This window comes from Pseudomonas vlassakiae, from assembly GCF_014269035.2.
Taxonomy (GTDB): Bacteria; Pseudomonadota; Gammaproteobacteria; order Pseudomonadales; family Pseudomonadaceae; genus Aquipseudomonas; species Aquipseudomonas vlassakiae.
In genome coordinates this window covers 226,874-244,266 of record NZ_JABWRP020000003.1, presented here as the reverse complement: position 1 = coordinate 244,266, position 17,393 = coordinate 226,874, and the positions used below count along the sequence as shown (strand labels likewise).

The following is a 17,393-nucleotide window of genomic DNA, read 5'->3' as shown; positions in this document are numbered from 1 at the left end:
ATGACTGAGCTGTCGAAGGTTTCGGTCACCGCGCTCAAGGGCGTCGGCGATGCCATGGCGGAGAAGCTCGCCAAGGTCGGCCTGGAGAACCTGCAGGATGTGCTGTTTCACCTGCCCCTGCGCTATCAGGACCGTACCCGTGTGGTGCCGATCGGCCAGTTGCGCCCGGGCCAGGATGCAGTGATCGAGGGTGTGGTCAGCGGTGCCGACGTGACCATGGGCAAGCGTCGCAGCCTGGTGGTGCGCCTGGGTGACGGCACAGGCGTGTTGAGCCTGCGCTTCTACCACTTCAGCAATGCGCAGAAGGAAGGCCTCAAGCGCGGCACCCACCTGCGTTGCTACGGCGAAGCCCGCCCCGGCGCCTCGGGCCTGGAGATCTACCACCCCGAGTACCGTGCACTGAATGGCGACGAGCCGCCACCACCGGTCGAACAGACCCTGACGCCGATCTACCCGTCCACCGAAGGCCTTACCCAACAGCGCCTGCGCGCGCTCTGCCAACAGAGCCTGGGCATGCTCGGGCCGCGCAGCCTGCCCGACTGGCTGCCCGACGAGCTGGCCCGCGACTACCACCTGGCACCGCTGGACGATGCCATCCGCTACCTGCACAACCCGCCAGCCGACGCCGACCTCGACGAGCTCGCCGAAGGCCAGCACTGGGCGCAGCACCGCCTGGCCTTCGAAGAGCTGCTGACCCACCAGCTGTCACAACAGCGCCTGCGCGAGAGCCTGCGCAGCTTGCGTGCACCGGTACTGCCCAAGGCCAGGCGCCTGCAGGCGCAGTACCTGGCCAATCTCGGTTTCCAGCCGACCGGGGCACAGCAACGGGTGGCCAACGAAATCGCCTATGACCTCAGCCAGCAAGAACCCATGATGCGCCTGGTGCAGGGCGACGTCGGCGCCGGCAAGACGGTGGTCGCCGCCCTTGCCGCACTGCAGGCCCTGGAAGCTGGCTACCAGGTGGCGCTGATGGCGCCTACCGAGATCCTTGCCGAGCAGCACTACATCACCTTCAAGCGCTGGCTCGAGCCTCTGGGTATCGAAGTCGCCTGGCTGGCCGGCAAGCTCAAGGGCAAGGCCCGCGCCAGCGCCCTTGAACAGATCGCCGGCGGCGCGCCAATGGTGGTCGGCACCCACGCGCTGTTCCAGGAAGAGGTTCGTTTCAAGCACCTGGCCTTGGCGATCATCGACGAACAGCACCGCTTCGGCGTGCAGCAACGTCTGGCCCTGCGCAAGAAAGGCGTGGCCGGCGAGCTGTGCCCGCACCAGCTGATCATGACTGCCACGCCGATCCCGCGCACCTTGGCCATGAGTGCCTATGCCGACCTCGATACCTCGGTACTCGACGAACTGCCACCAGGGCGCACGCCGGTGAATACCGTGCTGGTCGCCGACAGCCGCCGCTTCGAAGTGGTCGAGCGGGTCCGCGCCGCCTGCGCCGAGGGGCGCCAGGCCTACTGGGTGTGCACGCTGATCGAGGAATCCGAAGAGCTGACCTGCCAGGCGGCCGAAAGCACGTTCGAAGAGCTTGGCAGTGCACTCGGCGAATTGCGCGTAGGCCTGATCCATGGCCGCATGAAACCGGCAGAAAAAGCCGAGGTCATGGCCGAGTTCAAGCAAGGCAACCTGCAACTGCTGGTCGCCACCACGGTGATCGAGGTCGGCGTAGACGTGCCCAACGCCAGCCTGATGATCATCGAAAACCCCGAGCGCCTGGGCCTGGCCCAGTTGCACCAGCTGCGTGGCCGGGTTGGCCGGGGCAGCGCGGTGAGCCACTGCGTGCTGCTGTATCACCCGCCGCTGTCGCAGATTGGCCGCGAACGCCTGGGGATCATGCGGGAAACCAATGATGGCTTCATCATCGCCGAGAAAGACCTGGAATTGCGCGGGCCGGGCGAAATGCTCGGCACACGGCAAACCGGCCTGCTGCAGTTCAAGGTCGCCGACCTTATGCGCAACGCCGACTTGCTGCCGGCGGTGCGCGACGCGGCCCAGGCGTTGCTGGCGCGCTGGCCCGACCATGTCAGCCCGCTGCTCGACCGCTGGCTGCGCCACGGTCAACAATATGGGCAGGTGTGACGCCCGTCCCAGAATGGATCCAGCTTTGCCAACAGGCTGGTTATACTTCGCGTTTAAGAGAACGAATGGATACAGACCATGACTGAAGTTGCCCTGGACACTGCAACCCCGCACGCACCGTCTGTAATCCGGCTGTTGCTCGAAAAACTGCACGTTGCCTTTGAAGAGGTGGCGGAACATCCAGCGCTGCCGGCCGCGTCTCGGGTGCAGGCGATCCTGCTCGATGACGAGATTGGCGCCCTGCTGGTGCTATTCCCGCAGAGCAAGCTCCTGGACCTCAACCGCCTCGAAGAGCTGACCGGTCGCAAGCTCAAGGCCGTGCCGTTGCCACGCCTCAGGCAGATGCTCGACAAGCACAAGCTCAAGGCCCTGCCGGCCATTCCGGCCCTGACCAGCTCGCCTTGCCTGTACGAAGGCAAACTGCTCGACGCCGAACACCTGTTCATCCAGTCCGGCGAAGCCGGCCTGCTGCTCAAGATTCACCGTAATGACTTCAAGCGCATGCTCGCCAAGGCCAGCGCCGGCAGTTTCGGCCAGCCCGTGCGCGACATCCGCCCCAACCTCGATCGCCCGGATGACGATTCCAGGGAAATCACCCTGGCGGTCCAGGCATTCACGGCCCGGCGCATCCAGAAGCGCCTGGAAGAAACCATCGAGATCCCACCACTGGCCGATACGGCGCAAAAGATCATCAAGCTGCGGGTCGACCCCAATGCCAGCATCGATGACATCACCGGCGTGGTCGAAACCGACCCTGCGCTGGCCGCCCAGGTGGTCAGCTGGGCCGCTTCGCCCTACTACGCCTCACCCGGCAAGATCCGTTCGGTGGAAGACGCCATCGTCCGCGTCCTGGGCTTCGACCTGGTAATCAACCTGGCACTCGGCCTGGCGCTGGGCAAAACCCTGAGCCTGCCCAAGGACCATCCGCAGCAGGCCACGCCGTACTGGCAGCAGTCGATCTACACCGCGGCCATCATCGAAGGCCTGACCCGCGCCATGCCACGTGCCGAGCGTCCGGAGGCTGGCCTGACCTACCTGGCGGGGCTGCTGCACAACTTCGGCTACCTGCTACTGGCGCACGTGTTCCCGCCGCATTTCTCGCTGATCTGCCGCCACCTCGAGGTCAACCCGCACCTGTGCCACACCTACGTGGAACAACACCTGCTGGGCATCAGCCGCGAGCAGATCGGCGCCTGGCTGATGAAGCTGTGGGACATGCCCGAAGAGCTGTCGACCGCGCTGCGTTTCCAGCATGATCCGACCTATGACGGCGAGTTTTCGGCCTACCCGAACCTGGTGTGCCTGGCGACCCGACTGCTGCGCTCGCGTGGCATCGGCTCGGGGCCTCAGGAGCAGATTCCCGAGGAACTGCTGGAGCGTGTGGGGATCACCCGGGACAAGGCGGAGGATGTAGTGAACAAGGTGCTCGAAGCCGAGGCTTTGCTGCGCGACCTGGCGTCGCAGCTCAACGCCCCGCACTGAAGCTATCGGAGATCGCTGTGGGAGCGGGTTTACCCGCGAATGCCAGGCTGAATCTGCAGACGCATTCGCGGGTAAACCCGCTCCCACAGGATCTGACTCAGCCTTTCTTCAGCTTTTCTTCTTCGGTTTCAGGTACTTCATCAGCCCTTGGAACCACATCACCAGCGCCGGATTGCCCTTGATCTGGATGTTCTTGTCCTGGATGCCCTGCATGAACGCCAGCTGCTTGTTGCCCGCCTGCATCGTGGCAAAGCCGTAGGCGGCGTCCTTGAAGGCGATGGCGAAGGCCGGCTGCGGATGGCTGCCGCCCTTGCTGCTGATGCGCTCACCGCTGACGATGAAGTGCCGCGCTACCTTGCCGTCCAGCGTCTGCATCTGGAATACCAGGTCTTTGTCCTTGAGTTGCTGCTGAAACGCCGGGTTGTTGCGGCTGGCCCTGGCCATCAGCAGCCCCATGGCCCAGAGAAGAAAGCGAAACTTCATCAACGCGCCTCGAATAAAAAATGACTGAAGCGCGCAGTTTATCCTTTTCCGCGACTGATTACGCTAATTCGCGACACTTAGCCTCCAGCATGCATAACGGGCGCCCTGAGGCGCCCGCTTGATGACTCTGGAGGTCAGCAGTCGATCACTTTTTCTTGGCTGGCTTGACCGGGGTGTTGACGCTGTCGCGCAGGTTCTTGCCAGGCTTGAAGGCAACGGTGTTGCTGGCCTTGATCTTCACCGGTTGGCCGGTTTGCGGGTTCTTGCCAGTGCGGGCACCACGATGACGTTTTTCGAAGGTACCGAAACCGACCAGGGTAACCGTGTCCTTGTCCAGGGCACCGGTAATGCTGTCGAGAATGGCGTTCAGCACCTGGTTGGCTTTTTCCTTGGTCAGGTCAGCCTTTTCGGCAATGACAGCGGCGAGTTCTGGTTTACGCATAGTGAAGCCTCTTTGACGGGATTTCTTGTTGTTATGCCGTGCTGCCAGGAAGCAGCGTTCAAGGCACCGCAGGCTCTAATCTGCGGCAGACGGAACTGAGAATGGCACGCCCACCGAGGCCGCGCCAGTATCTGGGCGGCCATTGTGCTGGCAACAACAGGATAAATCCGACAGAACGCCAGCTATTTACGCCATCAGAGCGGGCAGCTGCCGATTCAGCGCAAGTTTTTCCATGACGGCGCTCCCAGTCAGGGCATAGCCGAGCAACTGGCCGTCGGCGGCATGGCAGAGCAATTTCAGATCGCTACCCTGCCCTTCGACCTGCCAATTGCCTTCACGGCCCGCGGGCGGCGGTGATACCACCAGCGGGCAGGCCGGGGTTTTCACGGTGATCGGCATCGGCCCGTAGCTGACCTGGGTCGGGTTACCGGCCAGGGTCTGTGCCAAGGCACGAGCGCAGGCCATCAACGGCATCACATACAGCAGGTTGATGCCGTCGACTTCGGCACAGTCGCCAAGGGCGAAGATGTTGCTGTGCGAAGTGCGCAGGTGACGGTCCACTACCACGCCGCGGTTGGTCTGCAAGCCGGCAGCAGCGGCAAGGTCGGTACGCGGGCGCAGGCCGATGGCCGAGACCACCAGGTCGCAGATGATCACTTGTCCATCGGACAGGTGCGCCTCAAGCCCCTCTCCTGCCTGCTGCAGACGGGTCAGCACCGGGCCGAGGTGGAAGCGGACGCCCAGCCCTTGCAGGCCGGCCTGCACGGCAGCGGCGGCAGCCGGGTGCAACAAGGTCGGCATCACCTGCTCGCAAGGCGCCACCACATCGACCTCGAAGCCGCCCAAGCGCATGTCGTTGGCAAACTCGCACCCGATCAGGCCGGCGCCAAGAATCAGCACTCGCTGCTTGCCCGCCGCCGCAACACGGAAGCGCGCATAGTCTTCAAGGTCGTTGATCGGGAAAATCCGCCCGGCACCATTACCTTCGACTGGCACCTGAACGGTCTGCGCCCCCCAGGCCAGCACCAGGTCGCGATACTCGATCGCTTCTTCCCCGACCCACAGCCGCTTGTGGCCCGGGTCGATACCGCTGATGCGAGTATGGGTGCGGATCTCGGCCTTGAGCTGTTCGGCCATCGTGCCAGGTTCAGCCATGCACAGGCCATCGGCGTCCTTCTGCTTGGCAAAGCCCGTGGAGAGCATGGGCTTGGAGTAGGACCGGCCATCATCGGCGGTAATCAGCAGCAGCGGCGTGTCACCATCGAGCTTGCGAAATTCACGTGCCAGGTTATAGCCGGCCAGGCCGGTACCGATAATTACCACGGGGGACGTCATGCGCTGCCTTCCTTTTTAGCCGATGGCGATCATTTCGAAGTCGCTCTTGCCCACACCGCAGTCAGGGCACAGCCAGTCTGCCGGTACGTCTTCCCAGCGGGTACCAGGCGGGATGCCGTCATCCGGCCAGCCTTCGGCTTCGTCATAGATCAGGCCACAGACAATACACTGCCACTTTTTCATCAGGTCATTTCCTCGGTGTCGATCAGGCTTTGTTGTAGCCAGGCATTATGCAAGCACTCAGGGCAATCATGCTAAGCTCGCCGCCTCTCTGGCTGTAATCAAGCATACCGACGTGTCGTACGAATCCCCGCAAGCAGCCGCTGTCGCGTGGCTGCCGTATTCACAGCTGGCCACTGAAATCGACCAGCCAACCCTGGACTGGCTGTTCGACGAAGGCTCCCTGACTCGCCGCCTCACCCAGCTGTCCCAGGGCCACTTCAGCGTCACCCCCCTGTTCGAAGGCTGGCAACCGCTGCGCGAAGACGAATGCGTGGCCCTGAACCTTGCGCCAGGTGCCGAAGGCTGGGTGCGCGAGGTGTTCCTGCGCGGGCATGGCCAACCTTGGGTGTTTGCCCGCAGCGTGGCCAGCCGCAGCGCCCTGGAACGCGGCGGGCTGGACCTGGAAACCCTGGGTAGCCGTTCGCTGGGCGAATTGCTGTTCTGCGACCAGGCATTCATCCGCCACCCGATCGAGGCGTGCCGTTATCCACAAGGCTGGCTGCCAGCCGATGCCGCGCAAGCTGGGCTCTGGGGGCGCCGCTCACGCTTCGCCCGTAACGGCCTCGACCTGCTGGTGGCCGAGGTTTTCCTGCCTACACTGTGGCAAGCGGCCAAGGAGGAGAACCGCTGATGTACCTGCACCTGCTCAAGTCGCTCAACCGCCTGCACCCCCGGGCCTGGGACTTTGTCCAGCTCAGCCGCATGGATCGGCCGATCGGCATCTATCTGCTGCTGTGGCCGACCCTGTCAGCGGTATGGATCGCCGGGCACGGCTCGCCGACCCTGGCCAACGTGCTGATCTTCGGCCTGGGCGTGGTACTGATGCGCGCCGCAGGTTGCTGCATCAACGACTTCGCCGACCGCAAGGTCGATGGCCATGTCAAACGCACCGCCGACCGCCCGCTGGCCAGCGGCCGGGTCACGTCGCGCGAGGCGCTGGCATTGTTCGCCATTCTCGTCGGCGTGAGCTTCCTGCTGGTGCTGTGCACCAACAGCCGGACCGTTTGGCTATCGTTCGGCGCGGTGGCGCTGGCGTTCTGCTACCCATTCATGAAGCGCTACACCTATTACCCGCAGGTGGTGCTGGGTGCCGCCTATTCCTGGGGCATTCCGATGGCCTTTACCGCGGCCGGCGGCGAGTTGCCTGCCAGTGCCTGGCTGCTGTACATCGCCAACCTGCTGTGGACGGTGGGTTACGACACCTACTACGCCATGGTCGATCGCGACGACGACCTGAAGATCGGGGTGAAATCGACCGCGATCCTGTTCGGCGACGCGGACCGGGCGATCATCCTGACCTTGCAGCTGCTGTCGCTGGGCTGCCTGCTGCTGGCGGGCAGCCGCTTCGAGCTGGGTGGCTGGTTCCACCTGGGGTTGCTGGGGGCGGTGGCGTGCTTTGCCTGGGAATACTGGTCGACACGCAAGCTTGACCGCGAATCGTGCTTCAAGGCGTTTCTGCACAATCACTGGGCGGGGTTGCTGGTGTTCATCGGGGTGGTGCTGGATTACGCATTGCGCTGAGGTTCAGCGTCACTGTGGGAGCGGGTTTACATGCGAATGCAAGGGTGGCTGCACCGCAGCATTCGCGGGTAAACCCGCTCCCACAGCGTCAGGAGGCAAGCTTCACGGCTTGGCGACGTGCCAGACGTCCTTCATGCCATCACCTTTTGTCTCACCGGCCTTCATGTCATTTTTGAAGGTGTACAGCGGCTTGCCATCATAGGCCCACTGCATCTTGCCGTCGTCACGCTTGATCTGCGTCCACTTGCCTTCGGCTTTCTCGCCTTTCTCGACCATCAAGGGTGGCCAGTTCATCGCACAATCACCGTTGCACATCGATTTGCCACCGGCATCCTTGTCGAAGGTGTACAAGGTCATGCCTTCATGATCGACCCACATGCCGTCTTTCTCCATGGCATGGTGGGCTGAAGCCACTCCAGGCAGCGCAAATGCAGCGAACAAGGCCATCCAGCTCAGCGTATGTCGTGTCATTGGATTCACCATAGATTCGGGCGTGAAATGCGTGTTGTTTGCCGCCACGGCGGCCCTGTGAAGCCTAGCCCAGTCATGGAATGTCGCCAGAACGGCCAACACCCTGTCACACAGCTGCAATAATTCCGTTATCTAATGCGGGCCAAGACACGATTCCCGGGAGAGGTTTTGAGCATGGTTGGCAGAAACATTCTGATCGTCGACGACGAAGCACCGATTCGCGAGATGATCGCCGTTGCCTTGGAAATGGCCGGCTATGACTGCCTGGAAGCCGAGAACTCCCAGCAAGCCCACGCGATCATCGTCGACCGCAAACCGGACCTGATCCTGCTCGACTGGATGCTGCCCGGCACCTCCGGCATCGAGCTGGCACGCCGCCTCAAGCGCGACGAACTGACCGGCGACATCCCGATCATCATGCTCACCGCCAAGGGCGAAGAGGACAACAAGATCCAGGGCCTGGAAGTCGGCGCCGACGACTACATCACCAAGCCGTTCTCGCCGCGTGAGCTGGTAGCCCGGCTGAAGGCCGTGCTGCGTCGCACGGGCCCAAGCGACAGTGAAGCGCCGATCGAAGTCGGCGGCCTGCTGCTCGACCCGATCAGCCACCGCGTGACCATCGACGGCAAGCCGGCCGAGATGGGCCCTACCGAATACCGCCTGCTGCAGTTCTTCATGACTCACCAGGAACGCGCCTATACCCGTGGCCAGCTGCTCGACCAAGTGTGGGGCGGCAATGTGTATGTCGAGGAGCGCACCGTCGACGTGCACATCCGTCGCCTGCGCAAGGCACTGGGTGAGGCCTACGAAAATCTGGTACAAACCGTCCGGGGCACTGGCTACCGCTTCTCGACCAAGAGCTGATCGAGCCGACAAGCGCCAAGCTGCACGTCGTTGTACAAGGACCGTCAATTGAACCAGAACTGGCACGCGACCCTGATTCGCCACCTGTTGCTGCTGATCACTGCCTGCCTGATCGGCGGCCTGGTCAGCGGCTATTACGGCTGGAGCCTGGCCATCGGCCTGGCGCTCTATCTGGGCTGGACACTCAAGCAGCTGTTGCGCCTGCATGACTGGCTGCGCAACCATCAGCCCGACGAAGCACCGCCCGATGGCTACGGCCTGTGGGGTGAGGTGTTCGACAGCATCTACCACCTGCAACGCCGCGACCAGCGCGTGCGCGGGCGCCTGCAGGCGGTGATCGACCGGGTGCAAGAGTCCACTGCGGCACTGCGCGATGCGGTGATCATGCTCGACAGCGATGGCAACCTGGAGTGGTGGAACCGTGCCGCCGAAACGTTGCTGGGCTTCAAGACCCCACAGGACGGCGGCCAGCCGGTCACCAACCTGGTACGCCACCCGCGCTTCAAGGAATACTTCGAGGCGCAGAACTACGTCGAACCGCTGGAAATCCCCTCGCCGATCAACGACCGCCTGCGCGTACAGCTGCACATCACCCGCTACGGCAACAATGAGCACCTGATGCTGGTGCGCGATGTCACCCGCATCCATCAGCTGGAGCAGATGCGCAAGGATTTCGTTGCCAACGTCTCCCACGAGCTACGCACACCGCTGACGGTGATCACCGGCTACCTGGAAACCCTGCTGGACAACGTCGAGGACGTCAACCCGCGCTGGGCCCGGGCGCTGCAGCAGATGACCCAGCAAGGCTCGCGCATGCAGACCCTGCTCAACGACCTGCTGCTGTTGGCCAAGCTGGAAGCCACCGATTACCCGTCGGATAACCAGCCGGTGGCGGTCGATGTCCTGCTCACTGCGATCAAGCAGGATGCCCAGGCTCTGTCCGGGCCACGTAACCAGAAAATCACCCTGGAAGCGGCGCCAGGCCTGCGCCTGAAGGGCAGCGAGTCGGAACTGCGCAGCGCCTTCTCCAACCTGGTGTTCAACGCCGTGAAGTACACCCAGGATGAAGGCACCATCCGCATCCGCTGGTGGGCTGACGAGCACGGCGCGCACCTGTCGGTGCAGGATTCCGGGGTGGGTATCGACGCCAAGCACCTGCCGCGGCTGACCGAGCGCTTCTATCGGGTCGACTCCAGCCGTGCGTCGAATACTGGCGGCACTGGCCTGGGGCTGGCGATCGTCAAGCACGTGCTGATGCGCCATCGCGGCAAGCTGGAAATCAGCAGCGTGCCGGGGCATGGCAGTACCTTCACCTGTCATTTCGGGCCGGCACAATTGGCCAACGGCAAAGCCTGAGGTACCGGGGGCTGCTTTGCAGCCCTTTGCTTTTGCTGCCCCAGCCGCTACATTGGATCCCCTGTGCCAGCAAGAGCTGGCACTTTTTTTCTCTTTCTCGAAGACGGACCCCGTAAAAACCCCATCATGGACCCTTCCCCTGGTATCAGCCTCGCCTCGTTATTCGCCGATTTCGGCATGATCATCTTTGCCTTCCTGCTGGTGCTGCTCAACGGCTTCTTCGTTGCCGCCGAGTTCGCCATGGTCAAGCTGCGCGCCACCCGCGTCGAGTCCATTGCCGAACTGCATGGCTGGCGCGGCAGCATCCTGCGCAAGGTACACAACCAGCTCGACGCCTACCTGTCGGCCTGCCAGCTGGGCATCACCCTCGCCTCGCTGGGCCTGGGCTGGGTCGGTGAACCGGCGTTCGCCCACCTGCTCGAACCGCTGCTGGCTTACCTGGGCGTGGACAGCGCCGAAGTGGTCAAGGCGGTGTCGTTCTTTGTCGCCTTCTTCGTCATTTCGTACCTGCACATCGTGGTCGGCGAACTGGCGCCCAAGTCGTGGGCGATCCGCAAGCCCGAGCTGCTGTCGCTGTGGACCGCCGTGCCGCTGTACCTTTTCTACTGGACCATGTACCCGGCCATCTACCTGCTCAACGCCAGCGCCAACACCATCCTGCGCATCGCCGGCCAGGGTGAGCCCGGCCCGCACCACGAACACCACTACAGCCGCGAAGAACTCAAGCTGATCCTGCACTCCAGCCGCGGTCAGGACCCGAGCGACCAAGGCATGCGCGTACTCGCCTCGGCCGTGGAAATGGGCGAGCTGGAAGTCGTGGACTGGGCCAACTCGCGTGAGGACATGGTCAGCATCGACGCCCATGCCCCGCTCAAGGAAATCCTCGCCCTGGTCCGCCGGCACAAGTTCAGCCGCTACCCGGTGTATGACGCCGAGCGCGAAGAATTCACCGGGCTGCTGCACATCAAGGACTTGCTGCTGGAGCTGGCCGAACTCGAGCACCTGCCCGAAACCATCGACCTGGACGATCTGGCTCGCCCGCTGGAGCGGGTATCGCGGCACATGCCACTGGCGCAGTTGCTTGAGCAGTTCCGAAAAGGCGGCGCGCACTTCGTGCTGGTGGAGGAAGCCGACGGCAAGGTGATCGGCTACCTGACCATGGAAGACGTGCTGGAAGTGCTGGTAGGTGACATCCAGGACGAACACCGCAAGACCGAACGCGGCATCCTCGCCTACCAGCCCGGCAAGCTGCTGGTACGTGGCGATACGCCGCTGTTCAAGGTCGAGCGCCTGCTAGGTGTCGACCTTGACCACATCGAGGCAGAAACCCTCGCCGGCCTGGTCTACGAGACCCTCAAGCGCGTGCCTGAAGAAGAGGAAGTGCTGGAAGTCGAAGGCCTGCGCATCATCATCAAGAAGATGAAAGGGCCGAAGATCGTCCTGGCCAAGGTGCTCAAGCTCGACTGACCCTAGGGGTTGCCGGCAGTGAAGTCCGGCAACCCGCCCAGCGGCCGGTCGAACTGGAACGGTATCGACTCCAGCGCCAGCCCCACATTGCGCTGTACCACGAAATGCAGGTGGGGCCCGGTGCTGTTACCGGTATTGCCCGACTTCGCCAGGGCCTGCCCCACGACCACCTGCTGCCCTTCGCGAACCACCACCGAACCCTGCATCAGGTGCAGGTAAACGCCCATGGTGCCGTCAGGGTGCAGAATCCGCACGAAATTGCCTGCCGGGTTGCTGCCCCGGCCACTCTGGCCATTCTCGACCTTCACCACCATACCGCCGCGGGCCGCAATGATCGGCGTGCCCTCCGGCATGGCGATGTCCATCGCATAGCGGCTCCTGGGGCCGAAGTGACTGAAACGGCCATTGGGCCCCTGGGTCAGGCGAAATGGCCCACCCTTCCAGGGGAACGGGTAGCGGTAGGCGAGAGAGCGCTGGCCCGGGTCGCCCATGGCGTACTGGAAGCTTGTGGCGTACTGCAATTTGCCGCCGGGTGCCGCCAGCACTGAACTCAGCACTTTGCTCGAACGTGGCCCCACCACGGCGCGTATGTTGCGCGGCTGGTTGCCACCGAAGGCGTTGCTCAGCTTGTCGATCCGCAGTTCGACCTGCATCGGCACGTACAGGTCGTTGCGCACCATGAAGCGCACACCGCCGGGGAAGGTTTCGGCCTGCAGGCGCACCTTGCCATCGATGTGATCGAGGATCGGCTCGCTCAGCTCGAAGGTCTTCGCCCCCGGGCTGTAGCGATCGGAGTACGAGACCACGCCGGAGTTGTCGACGGTCTTGTAGATCGTCATGCCCACGCTCGACGCCGAGGCCGAAAGCAAGGCACAGAAAAGCAGCAAGCGGGCGGCGGCTGGCATGATGGTGGCTTTTTGACAGGTATGGTCTGTCGAAGACTAGCAGCGGGATTTGTGAGCGGTATTGCAGCTGGTCGGAAGAACCCGGCAGGTCGATGTGGACCTTGTGGGAGCAACTGTCTGCTCGAATCATTGGAAGTTGGCGCGATCCCTGTAGGAGCGGGCTTGCCCGCGAACACGGGCGAAGCCCGTGCCATCCACTGCGGTCCTGCTTCGCGGGCAAGCCCGCTCCCATAGGGTTCTGTACCGGTTGTCGATCAGGCGCCGGGGGTGAAATGCTTCTGCTGTGTACCTCGGGCAATCAGGCGCGACAGGTAGTCGAGTTTCTGCGCATCCTGGTCGACGAACTTGAAGGTCAGCTGCAGCCAGTCACTTTCTGGCTTGGGCTCCAGCGCCGCGATGGCGTGCAGGTAGCCGTTCAGGCGCGCGACTTCGGCGTTCTCACCCTGCTCCAGGTCGAGCACTGCGCCCTCCAGCACCTGTGGCAGCGTTGCACTGCGGCGCACCACCAACAACGCTTCCTTGAGGCTCAGCGCCTTGATCACGCAGGGCTGGGTACCGCTGGCCAGGCGCAGCTGGCCCTGCCCCCGCCCGACCTGGGCCGCCGCAGCCGCCGCCGTCTGGGGCTTCGGCGCATTGAGCAAAGGCTTGGCCGCCGCGGCAGCAGCAGATGCCGCCACCTTGGCCGCTTCAGGCTTGCCACCGGTCAGTGCGCTCAACGAGTCGTTGGCGAAGGCCGAATTCACCCGTGCCGGTGCACCAGCCATCAGGCTCTCCAGCTTGCCGATCTTGCTCAGGGCTTTTTTCACCTTGGTCAGCAGCTGCTCGTTGGTGAACGGCTTGCCGACGAAGTCGGAGACGCCGGCCTGGATGGCCTGGATCACGTTCTCCTTGTCACCACGGCTGGTCACCATGATGAACTGCAGGTCCTTCATCTCGGGCTGCTGACGGCACCAGGTCAGCAACTCAAGGCCGGACATCTCCGGCATCTCCCAGTCGCACAGCACCAGGTCGAACGGCTCCTTGGCCAGCATGGCCATGGCTTTGCGACCGTTGACCGCGTCTTCGATGACCATGCCCGGGAAAGCATTGCGCAGGCACTTCCTGACCAGGTCACGAATGAACGGTGCGTCATCCACGACCAGCACATTGACTTTACTCATCGATACTCCTCTTGAACCCGACTAGCCTACCGCGCAATGGTGGCCACTTGCCAACTCTAGGGTCACGCCGGGACTTCTTCGCATCGTTCGCGGGTGCCTGCTGATTGCTCTGCCACACACGCAAACGCCCGGCACGGGCCGGGCGTCGATGCTCGGGAGCAATCTTATTTATCGTCAGGTTTGCCCGGAACATTAGCGCTTTCGGCCGCATCCCCCGCAGTGCCTTCGACTTCAGCCTTCATGCGCTTGAGGCCCATGTGACGGACATCGGTGCCGCGCACCAGGTAGATCACCAGCTCCGAAATGTTTCGCGCGTGGTCGCCGATCCGCTCCAGCGACCGCAACACCCAGATCACGCTGAGCACCCGCGAGATCGAGCGCGGGTCTTCCATCATGTAGGTGACCAGTTCACGCAGGGCAGTCTTGTACTCGCGGTCGATGGTCTTGTCGTACTGGGCCACCGACAGTGCCAGGTCGGCATCGAAGCGGGCGAAGGCATCGAGGGCATCGCGCACCATGTTGCGCACCTGGTCGCCGATGTGGCGCACCTCGACATAGCCGCGCGGCGACTCGCCTTCTTCGCACAGCTGGATGGCGCGGCGAGCGATCTTGGTCGATTCGTCACCAATGCGCTCCAGGTCGATCACCGACTTGGAGATGCTGATGATCAGGCGCAGGTCGGAGGCCGCCGGCTGGCGGCGGGCGAGGATGCGCAGGCATTCCTCGTCGATGTTGCGCTCCATCTGGTTGATCTGCTCATCGACTTCGCGCACCTGCTGGGCCAGACCCGAGTCGGCCTCGATCAGCGCGGTGACGGCATCGTTCACCTGCTTCTCGACCAGGCCACCCATGGCCAGCAAGTGGCTGCGCACCTCTTCGAGTTCGGCGTTGAACTGCTGGGAAATATGGTGCGTCAGGCTTTCTTTGTTGATCATCGTATTATCCTTTGGTAGCGCGGCCCTGTAGGAGCGGGTTCACCCGCGAACACCGGCGAAGCCGGTGCCAGACACCGAGCCGGCCTTAGCCGTAACGACCGGTGATGTAGTCTTCGGTCTGCTTCTTCGCCGGGTTGGTGAACAGGGTGTCGGTATCGCCGAATTCGACCAGTTTGCCCATGTACATGAAGGCGGTGTAGTCCGAAACACGGGCCGCCTGTTGCATGTTGTGGGTCACGATGACGATGGTGTACTTGGATTTCAGTTCGTAGATCAGCTCTTCGACCTTCAGCGTCGAGATCGGGTCCAGCGCCGAGCACGGTTCGTCGAGCAGCAGCACCTCAGGCTCCACGGCGATGGTACGGGCGATCACCAGACGCTGCTGCTGGCCGCCGGACAGGCCCAGGGCGGATTCGTGCAGGCGGTCTTTGACTTCGTCCCACAAGGCGGCGCCCTTCAGTGCCCATTCCACCGCTTCATCCAGCACGCGTTTCTTGTTGATGCCCTGGATACGCAGGCCATACACCACGTTCTCGTAAATGGTCTTGGGGAACGGGTTGGGCTTCTGGAACACCATGCCGACCCGGCGACGCAGCTCGGCCACGTCTTCGCCCTTGCGGTAGATGTTGTTGCCGTAAAGGTTGATGGCACCTTCCACGCGGCAGCCGTCGACCAGGTCGTTCATGCGATTGAAGGTGCGCAGCAGGGTCGACTTGCCGCAGCCGGACGGGCCAATGAAGGCGGTCACGCGTTGCTTGGGAATGTTCATCTGCACGTCGAACAGGGCTTGTTTGTCGCCGTAGAACAGGCTCAGGCCCGGCACTTCGATGGCCACGGTTTCTTCAGCCAGGCGCAGGCCCTGCTTGTCGCGACCCAGGGCAGACATGTCGATGCCGTGGGTATGGGAATCATGCTGCATGGTCAACTCCATACGCTATCAATACGTTTCAAAGGGCCGCCGATTGGCAGGCGGCACGCTTGCAATTCAGGCTCAGCTGTCGAGCGCCTTGTACTTCTCGCGCAGGTGGTTACGGATCCACACCGCCGACAAGTTGAGGGTGGCGATCACCAGCACCAGCAGCAGCGCCGTGGCGTATACCAGCGGTCGCGCAGCTTCGACGTTAGGGCTCTGGAAACCGACGTCGTAGATGTGGAAGCCCAGGTGCATGATCTTCTGGTCCAGGTGCAGGTACGGGTAGTTGCCGTCCAGCGGCAGCGATGGCGCCAGCTTCACCACACCCACCAGCATCAGCGGCGCCACTTCACCGGCGGCACGGGCCACGGCGAGGATCATGCCGGTCATCATCGCCGGGCTGGCCATCGGCAGGACGATCTTCCACAGGGTTTCGGCCTTGGTCGCACCCAGGGCCAGGGAGCCTTCGCGCACGGTCCGTGGAATCCGTGCCAGGCCTTCCTCGGTGGCCACGATCACCACCGGCACGGCCAGCAGCGCCAGGGTCAGCGAAGCCCACAGCAAGCCCGGGGTACCCAGGGTCGGCGCGGGCAGCGCTTCGGGGAAGAACAGGCGGTCGATCGAGCCGCCCAGTACATAGACGAAGAAGCCCAGGCCAAACACGCCGTAGACGATCGCCGGCACGCCAGCCAGGTTGTTCACCGCGATGCGGATCAGGCGGGTCACCGGGCCTTGCCTGGCGTATTCGCGCAGGTAGACCGCGGCCAGCACGCCGAACGGCGTGACGATTACCGCCATGATCAGGGTCATCATCACGGTGCCGAAGATGGCCGGGAAGATGCCGCCCTCGGTGTTGGCTTCACGAGGGTCGTCGCTGAGGAATTCCCAGACCTTGGCGAAATAGGTACCCATCTTGCTGAAGCCGGACATGGCATTCGGCTGGATGGCGTGCACCACCTTGCTCAGGTTGATTTCCACTTCGCGGCCGTTGCCGTCGCGGGCCACCAGGCTGTCACGGGCGAAGGCCTGGTGCAGGCCCAGCAGGCGCTCCTCGACGGCCTTGTAGCGGCTGTTCAGCTCGGCGCGTTCGGCGTCGATGTCGGCCTGGGCAGTGGCGTCCAGCTTGCCGTCCAGTTCCAGCTTGCGGCCGTGCAGGCGCAAGCGCTCGAGGCCATGGTTGATGGCCCCGATGTCTTTCTTCTCGAGGGTTTGCAGTTCGCTGTTGAGCTGGTTGGCACGCTTCAGGCGGGCTTGCAGCTCGTTCCAGGCCGCCGGGCCTTGGGCAACCACGCGGCCGTCTTCCTTGACGCTGACCAGGTAGCCGTAGAAGTTGCCCCACTCGCGGCGCTCCAGGGCGATCAGGTCGGCCGGGCGCTGCTCGTCTACCAGCCACTCGCCGACCACCCAGGTGAAGTCGCTGCCGTTGAGGTCGCGGTTACCCACCTTGACCAGCTCGCGGGTCATGAACTCAGGGCCGTCGTCTGGCACCGGCAAGCCGGCGCCCTTGAGGCGGGCACGCGGGACTTCTTCCTTCTGCACCACTTCGCCGATGACAACGTGGTCGGCCTGGCCCGGCACCTTGTAGGTGGCCTGGATCAGGTCGGCTGGCCAGAAGTGGCCCAGGCCGCGCACGGCAATCACCGCCAGCAGGCCAACGGTCATGATCACCGCCATGGCCACCGCGCCACCGCTGATCCAGACGCCTGGGGCGCCGCTCTTGAACCAGCCTTTGAGGGAATCCTTTTTCACGGATCGCTA

At 63.3% G+C, this 17,393-nt stretch carries 17 protein-coding genes; 7 read left to right on the top strand and 10 right to left on the bottom strand.

Going from position 1 to position 17,393, the window contains the following annotated elements; genetic code table 11:
- Both recG and HU738_RS05390 read left to right on the top strand, forming a co-directional pair.
- Positions 1 to 2,079 carry an ATP-dependent DNA helicase RecG gene (gene recG / locus HU738_RS05395; protein ID WP_186601489.1) on the top strand — a complete coding sequence of 693 codons (2,079 nt, stop codon included), beginning with the start codon at positions 1 to 3 and terminating at the stop codon, positions 2,077 to 2,079.
- Positions 2,080 to 2,157: 78 nt separating this feature from the next.
- Positions 2,158 to 3,561, top strand: a complete 1,404-nt coding sequence (locus HU738_RS05390) for an aminoacyl-tRNA deacylase and HDOD domain-containing protein (protein WP_176508504.1) — start codon at positions 2,158 to 2,160, stop codon at positions 3,559 to 3,561.
- Between the two features lie 108 nt (positions 3,562 to 3,669).
- Here HU738_RS05390 and HU738_RS05385 read toward each other — a convergent pair whose 3' ends face one another.
- From HU738_RS05385 to HU738_RS05370, 4 genes are all read right to left on the bottom strand, one after another.
- Positions 3,670 to 4,044, bottom strand: a complete 375-nt coding sequence (locus HU738_RS05385) for a hypothetical protein (RefSeq protein WP_060507705.1) — start codon at positions 4,042 to 4,044, stop codon at positions 3,670 to 3,672.
- Positions 4,045 to 4,189: 145 nt separating this feature from the next.
- A complete protein-coding gene (locus HU738_RS05380) occupies positions 4,190 to 4,486 on the bottom strand; it encodes an HU family DNA-binding protein (protein ID WP_176508505.1) in 297 nt (98 codons plus the stop codon).
- A 186-nt stretch (positions 4,487 to 4,672) separates the two neighbouring features.
- Positions 4,673 to 5,821: an NAD(P)/FAD-dependent oxidoreductase gene (locus HU738_RS05375; RefSeq protein ID WP_186601490.1), complete on the bottom strand. Its 1,149-nt coding sequence runs from the start codon at positions 5,819 to 5,821 to the stop codon at positions 4,673 to 4,675.
- A gap of 15 nt (positions 5,822 to 5,836) precedes the next feature.
- On the bottom strand, positions 5,837 to 6,004 hold the full coding sequence (locus tag HU738_RS05370; protein WP_054884848.1) for a rubredoxin: 168 nt from the start codon (positions 6,002 to 6,004) through the stop codon (positions 5,837 to 5,839).
- 112 nt (positions 6,005 to 6,116) lie between these two features.
- On the opposite strand from HU738_RS05370, the gene HU738_RS05365 reads away from it, so the two are divergent.
- Positions 6,117 to 6,674: a chorismate--pyruvate lyase family protein gene (locus tag HU738_RS05365; RefSeq protein ID WP_176508507.1), complete on the top strand. Its 558-nt coding sequence runs from the start codon at positions 6,117 to 6,119 to the stop codon at positions 6,672 to 6,674.
- Complete coding sequence (gene ubiA, locus HU738_RS05360) at positions 6,674 to 7,564, top strand: 4-hydroxybenzoate octaprenyltransferase (protein WP_186601491.1); 891 nt, start codon at positions 6,674 to 6,676, stop codon at positions 7,562 to 7,564. The genes HU738_RS05365 and ubiA overlap by 1 nt, the downstream gene beginning before the upstream one ends.
- 102 nt (positions 7,565 to 7,666) lie before the next feature.
- Here the strand turns inward: ubiA and HU738_RS05355 are convergent, their stop codons facing one another.
- Positions 7,667 to 8,035 (bottom strand): COG4315 family predicted lipoprotein, encoded by a 369-nt coding sequence (locus HU738_RS05355; protein WP_186601492.1) that lies wholly within the window; start codon positions 8,033 to 8,035, stop codon positions 7,667 to 7,669.
- A 174-nt stretch (positions 8,036 to 8,209) separates the two neighbouring features.
- Here HU738_RS05355 and phoB point away from each other — a divergent pair, with 174 nt between their 5' ends.
- The 3 genes from phoB to HU738_RS05340 all read left to right on the top strand — a co-directional run bounded on the left by phoB (position 8,210) and on the right by HU738_RS05340 (position 11,722).
- A complete protein-coding gene (gene phoB / locus HU738_RS05350) occupies positions 8,210 to 8,899 on the top strand; it encodes a phosphate regulon transcriptional regulator PhoB (protein WP_003253341.1) in 690 nt (229 codons plus the stop codon).
- A 48-nt stretch (positions 8,900 to 8,947) separates the two neighbouring features.
- Positions 8,948 to 10,255, top strand: coding sequence for a phosphate regulon sensor histidine kinase PhoR (gene phoR / locus HU738_RS05345; protein WP_186601493.1), 1,308 nt, complete (start codon positions 8,948 to 8,950; stop codon positions 10,253 to 10,255).
- Between the two features lie 126 nt (positions 10,256 to 10,381).
- The gene (locus HU738_RS05340; protein WP_054884754.1) at positions 10,382 to 11,722 is read left to right on the top strand and encodes a hemolysin family protein; all 1,341 of its coding nucleotides are present in this window, start codon (positions 10,382 to 10,384) and stop codon (positions 11,720 to 11,722) included.
- A gap of 2 nt (positions 11,723 to 11,724) precedes the next feature.
- Here HU738_RS05340 and HU738_RS05335 read toward each other — a convergent pair whose 3' ends face one another.
- The 5 genes from HU738_RS05335 to pstA form a co-directional block, all read right to left on the bottom strand.
- Positions 11,725 to 12,627: a peptidoglycan DD-metalloendopeptidase family protein gene (locus tag HU738_RS05335; RefSeq protein WP_176508512.1), complete on the bottom strand. Its 903-nt coding sequence runs from the start codon at positions 12,625 to 12,627 to the stop codon at positions 11,725 to 11,727.
- Between the two features lie 254 nt (positions 12,628 to 12,881).
- Positions 12,882 to 13,787, bottom strand: coding sequence for a response regulator (locus HU738_RS05330; protein ID WP_186601494.1), 906 nt, complete (start codon positions 13,785 to 13,787; stop codon positions 12,882 to 12,884).
- A gap of 164 nt (positions 13,788 to 13,951) precedes the next feature.
- Positions 13,952 to 14,722, bottom strand: a complete 771-nt coding sequence (phoU, locus tag HU738_RS05325; protein WP_176508514.1) for a phosphate signaling complex protein PhoU — start codon at positions 14,720 to 14,722, stop codon at positions 13,952 to 13,954.
- Positions 14,723 to 14,807: 85 nt separating this feature from the next.
- On the bottom strand, positions 14,808 to 15,641 hold the full coding sequence (gene pstB, locus HU738_RS05320; RefSeq protein WP_054884758.1) for a phosphate ABC transporter ATP-binding protein PstB: 834 nt from the start codon (positions 15,639 to 15,641) through the stop codon (positions 14,808 to 14,810).
- 72 nt (positions 15,642 to 15,713) lie between these two features.
- The gene (pstA, locus tag HU738_RS05315) at positions 15,714 to 17,384 is read right to left on the bottom strand and encodes a phosphate ABC transporter permease PstA (RefSeq protein ID WP_186601495.1); all 1,671 of its coding nucleotides are present in this window, start codon (positions 17,382 to 17,384) and stop codon (positions 15,714 to 15,716) included.
- Positions 17,385 to 17,393: the final 9 nt, after the last annotated feature.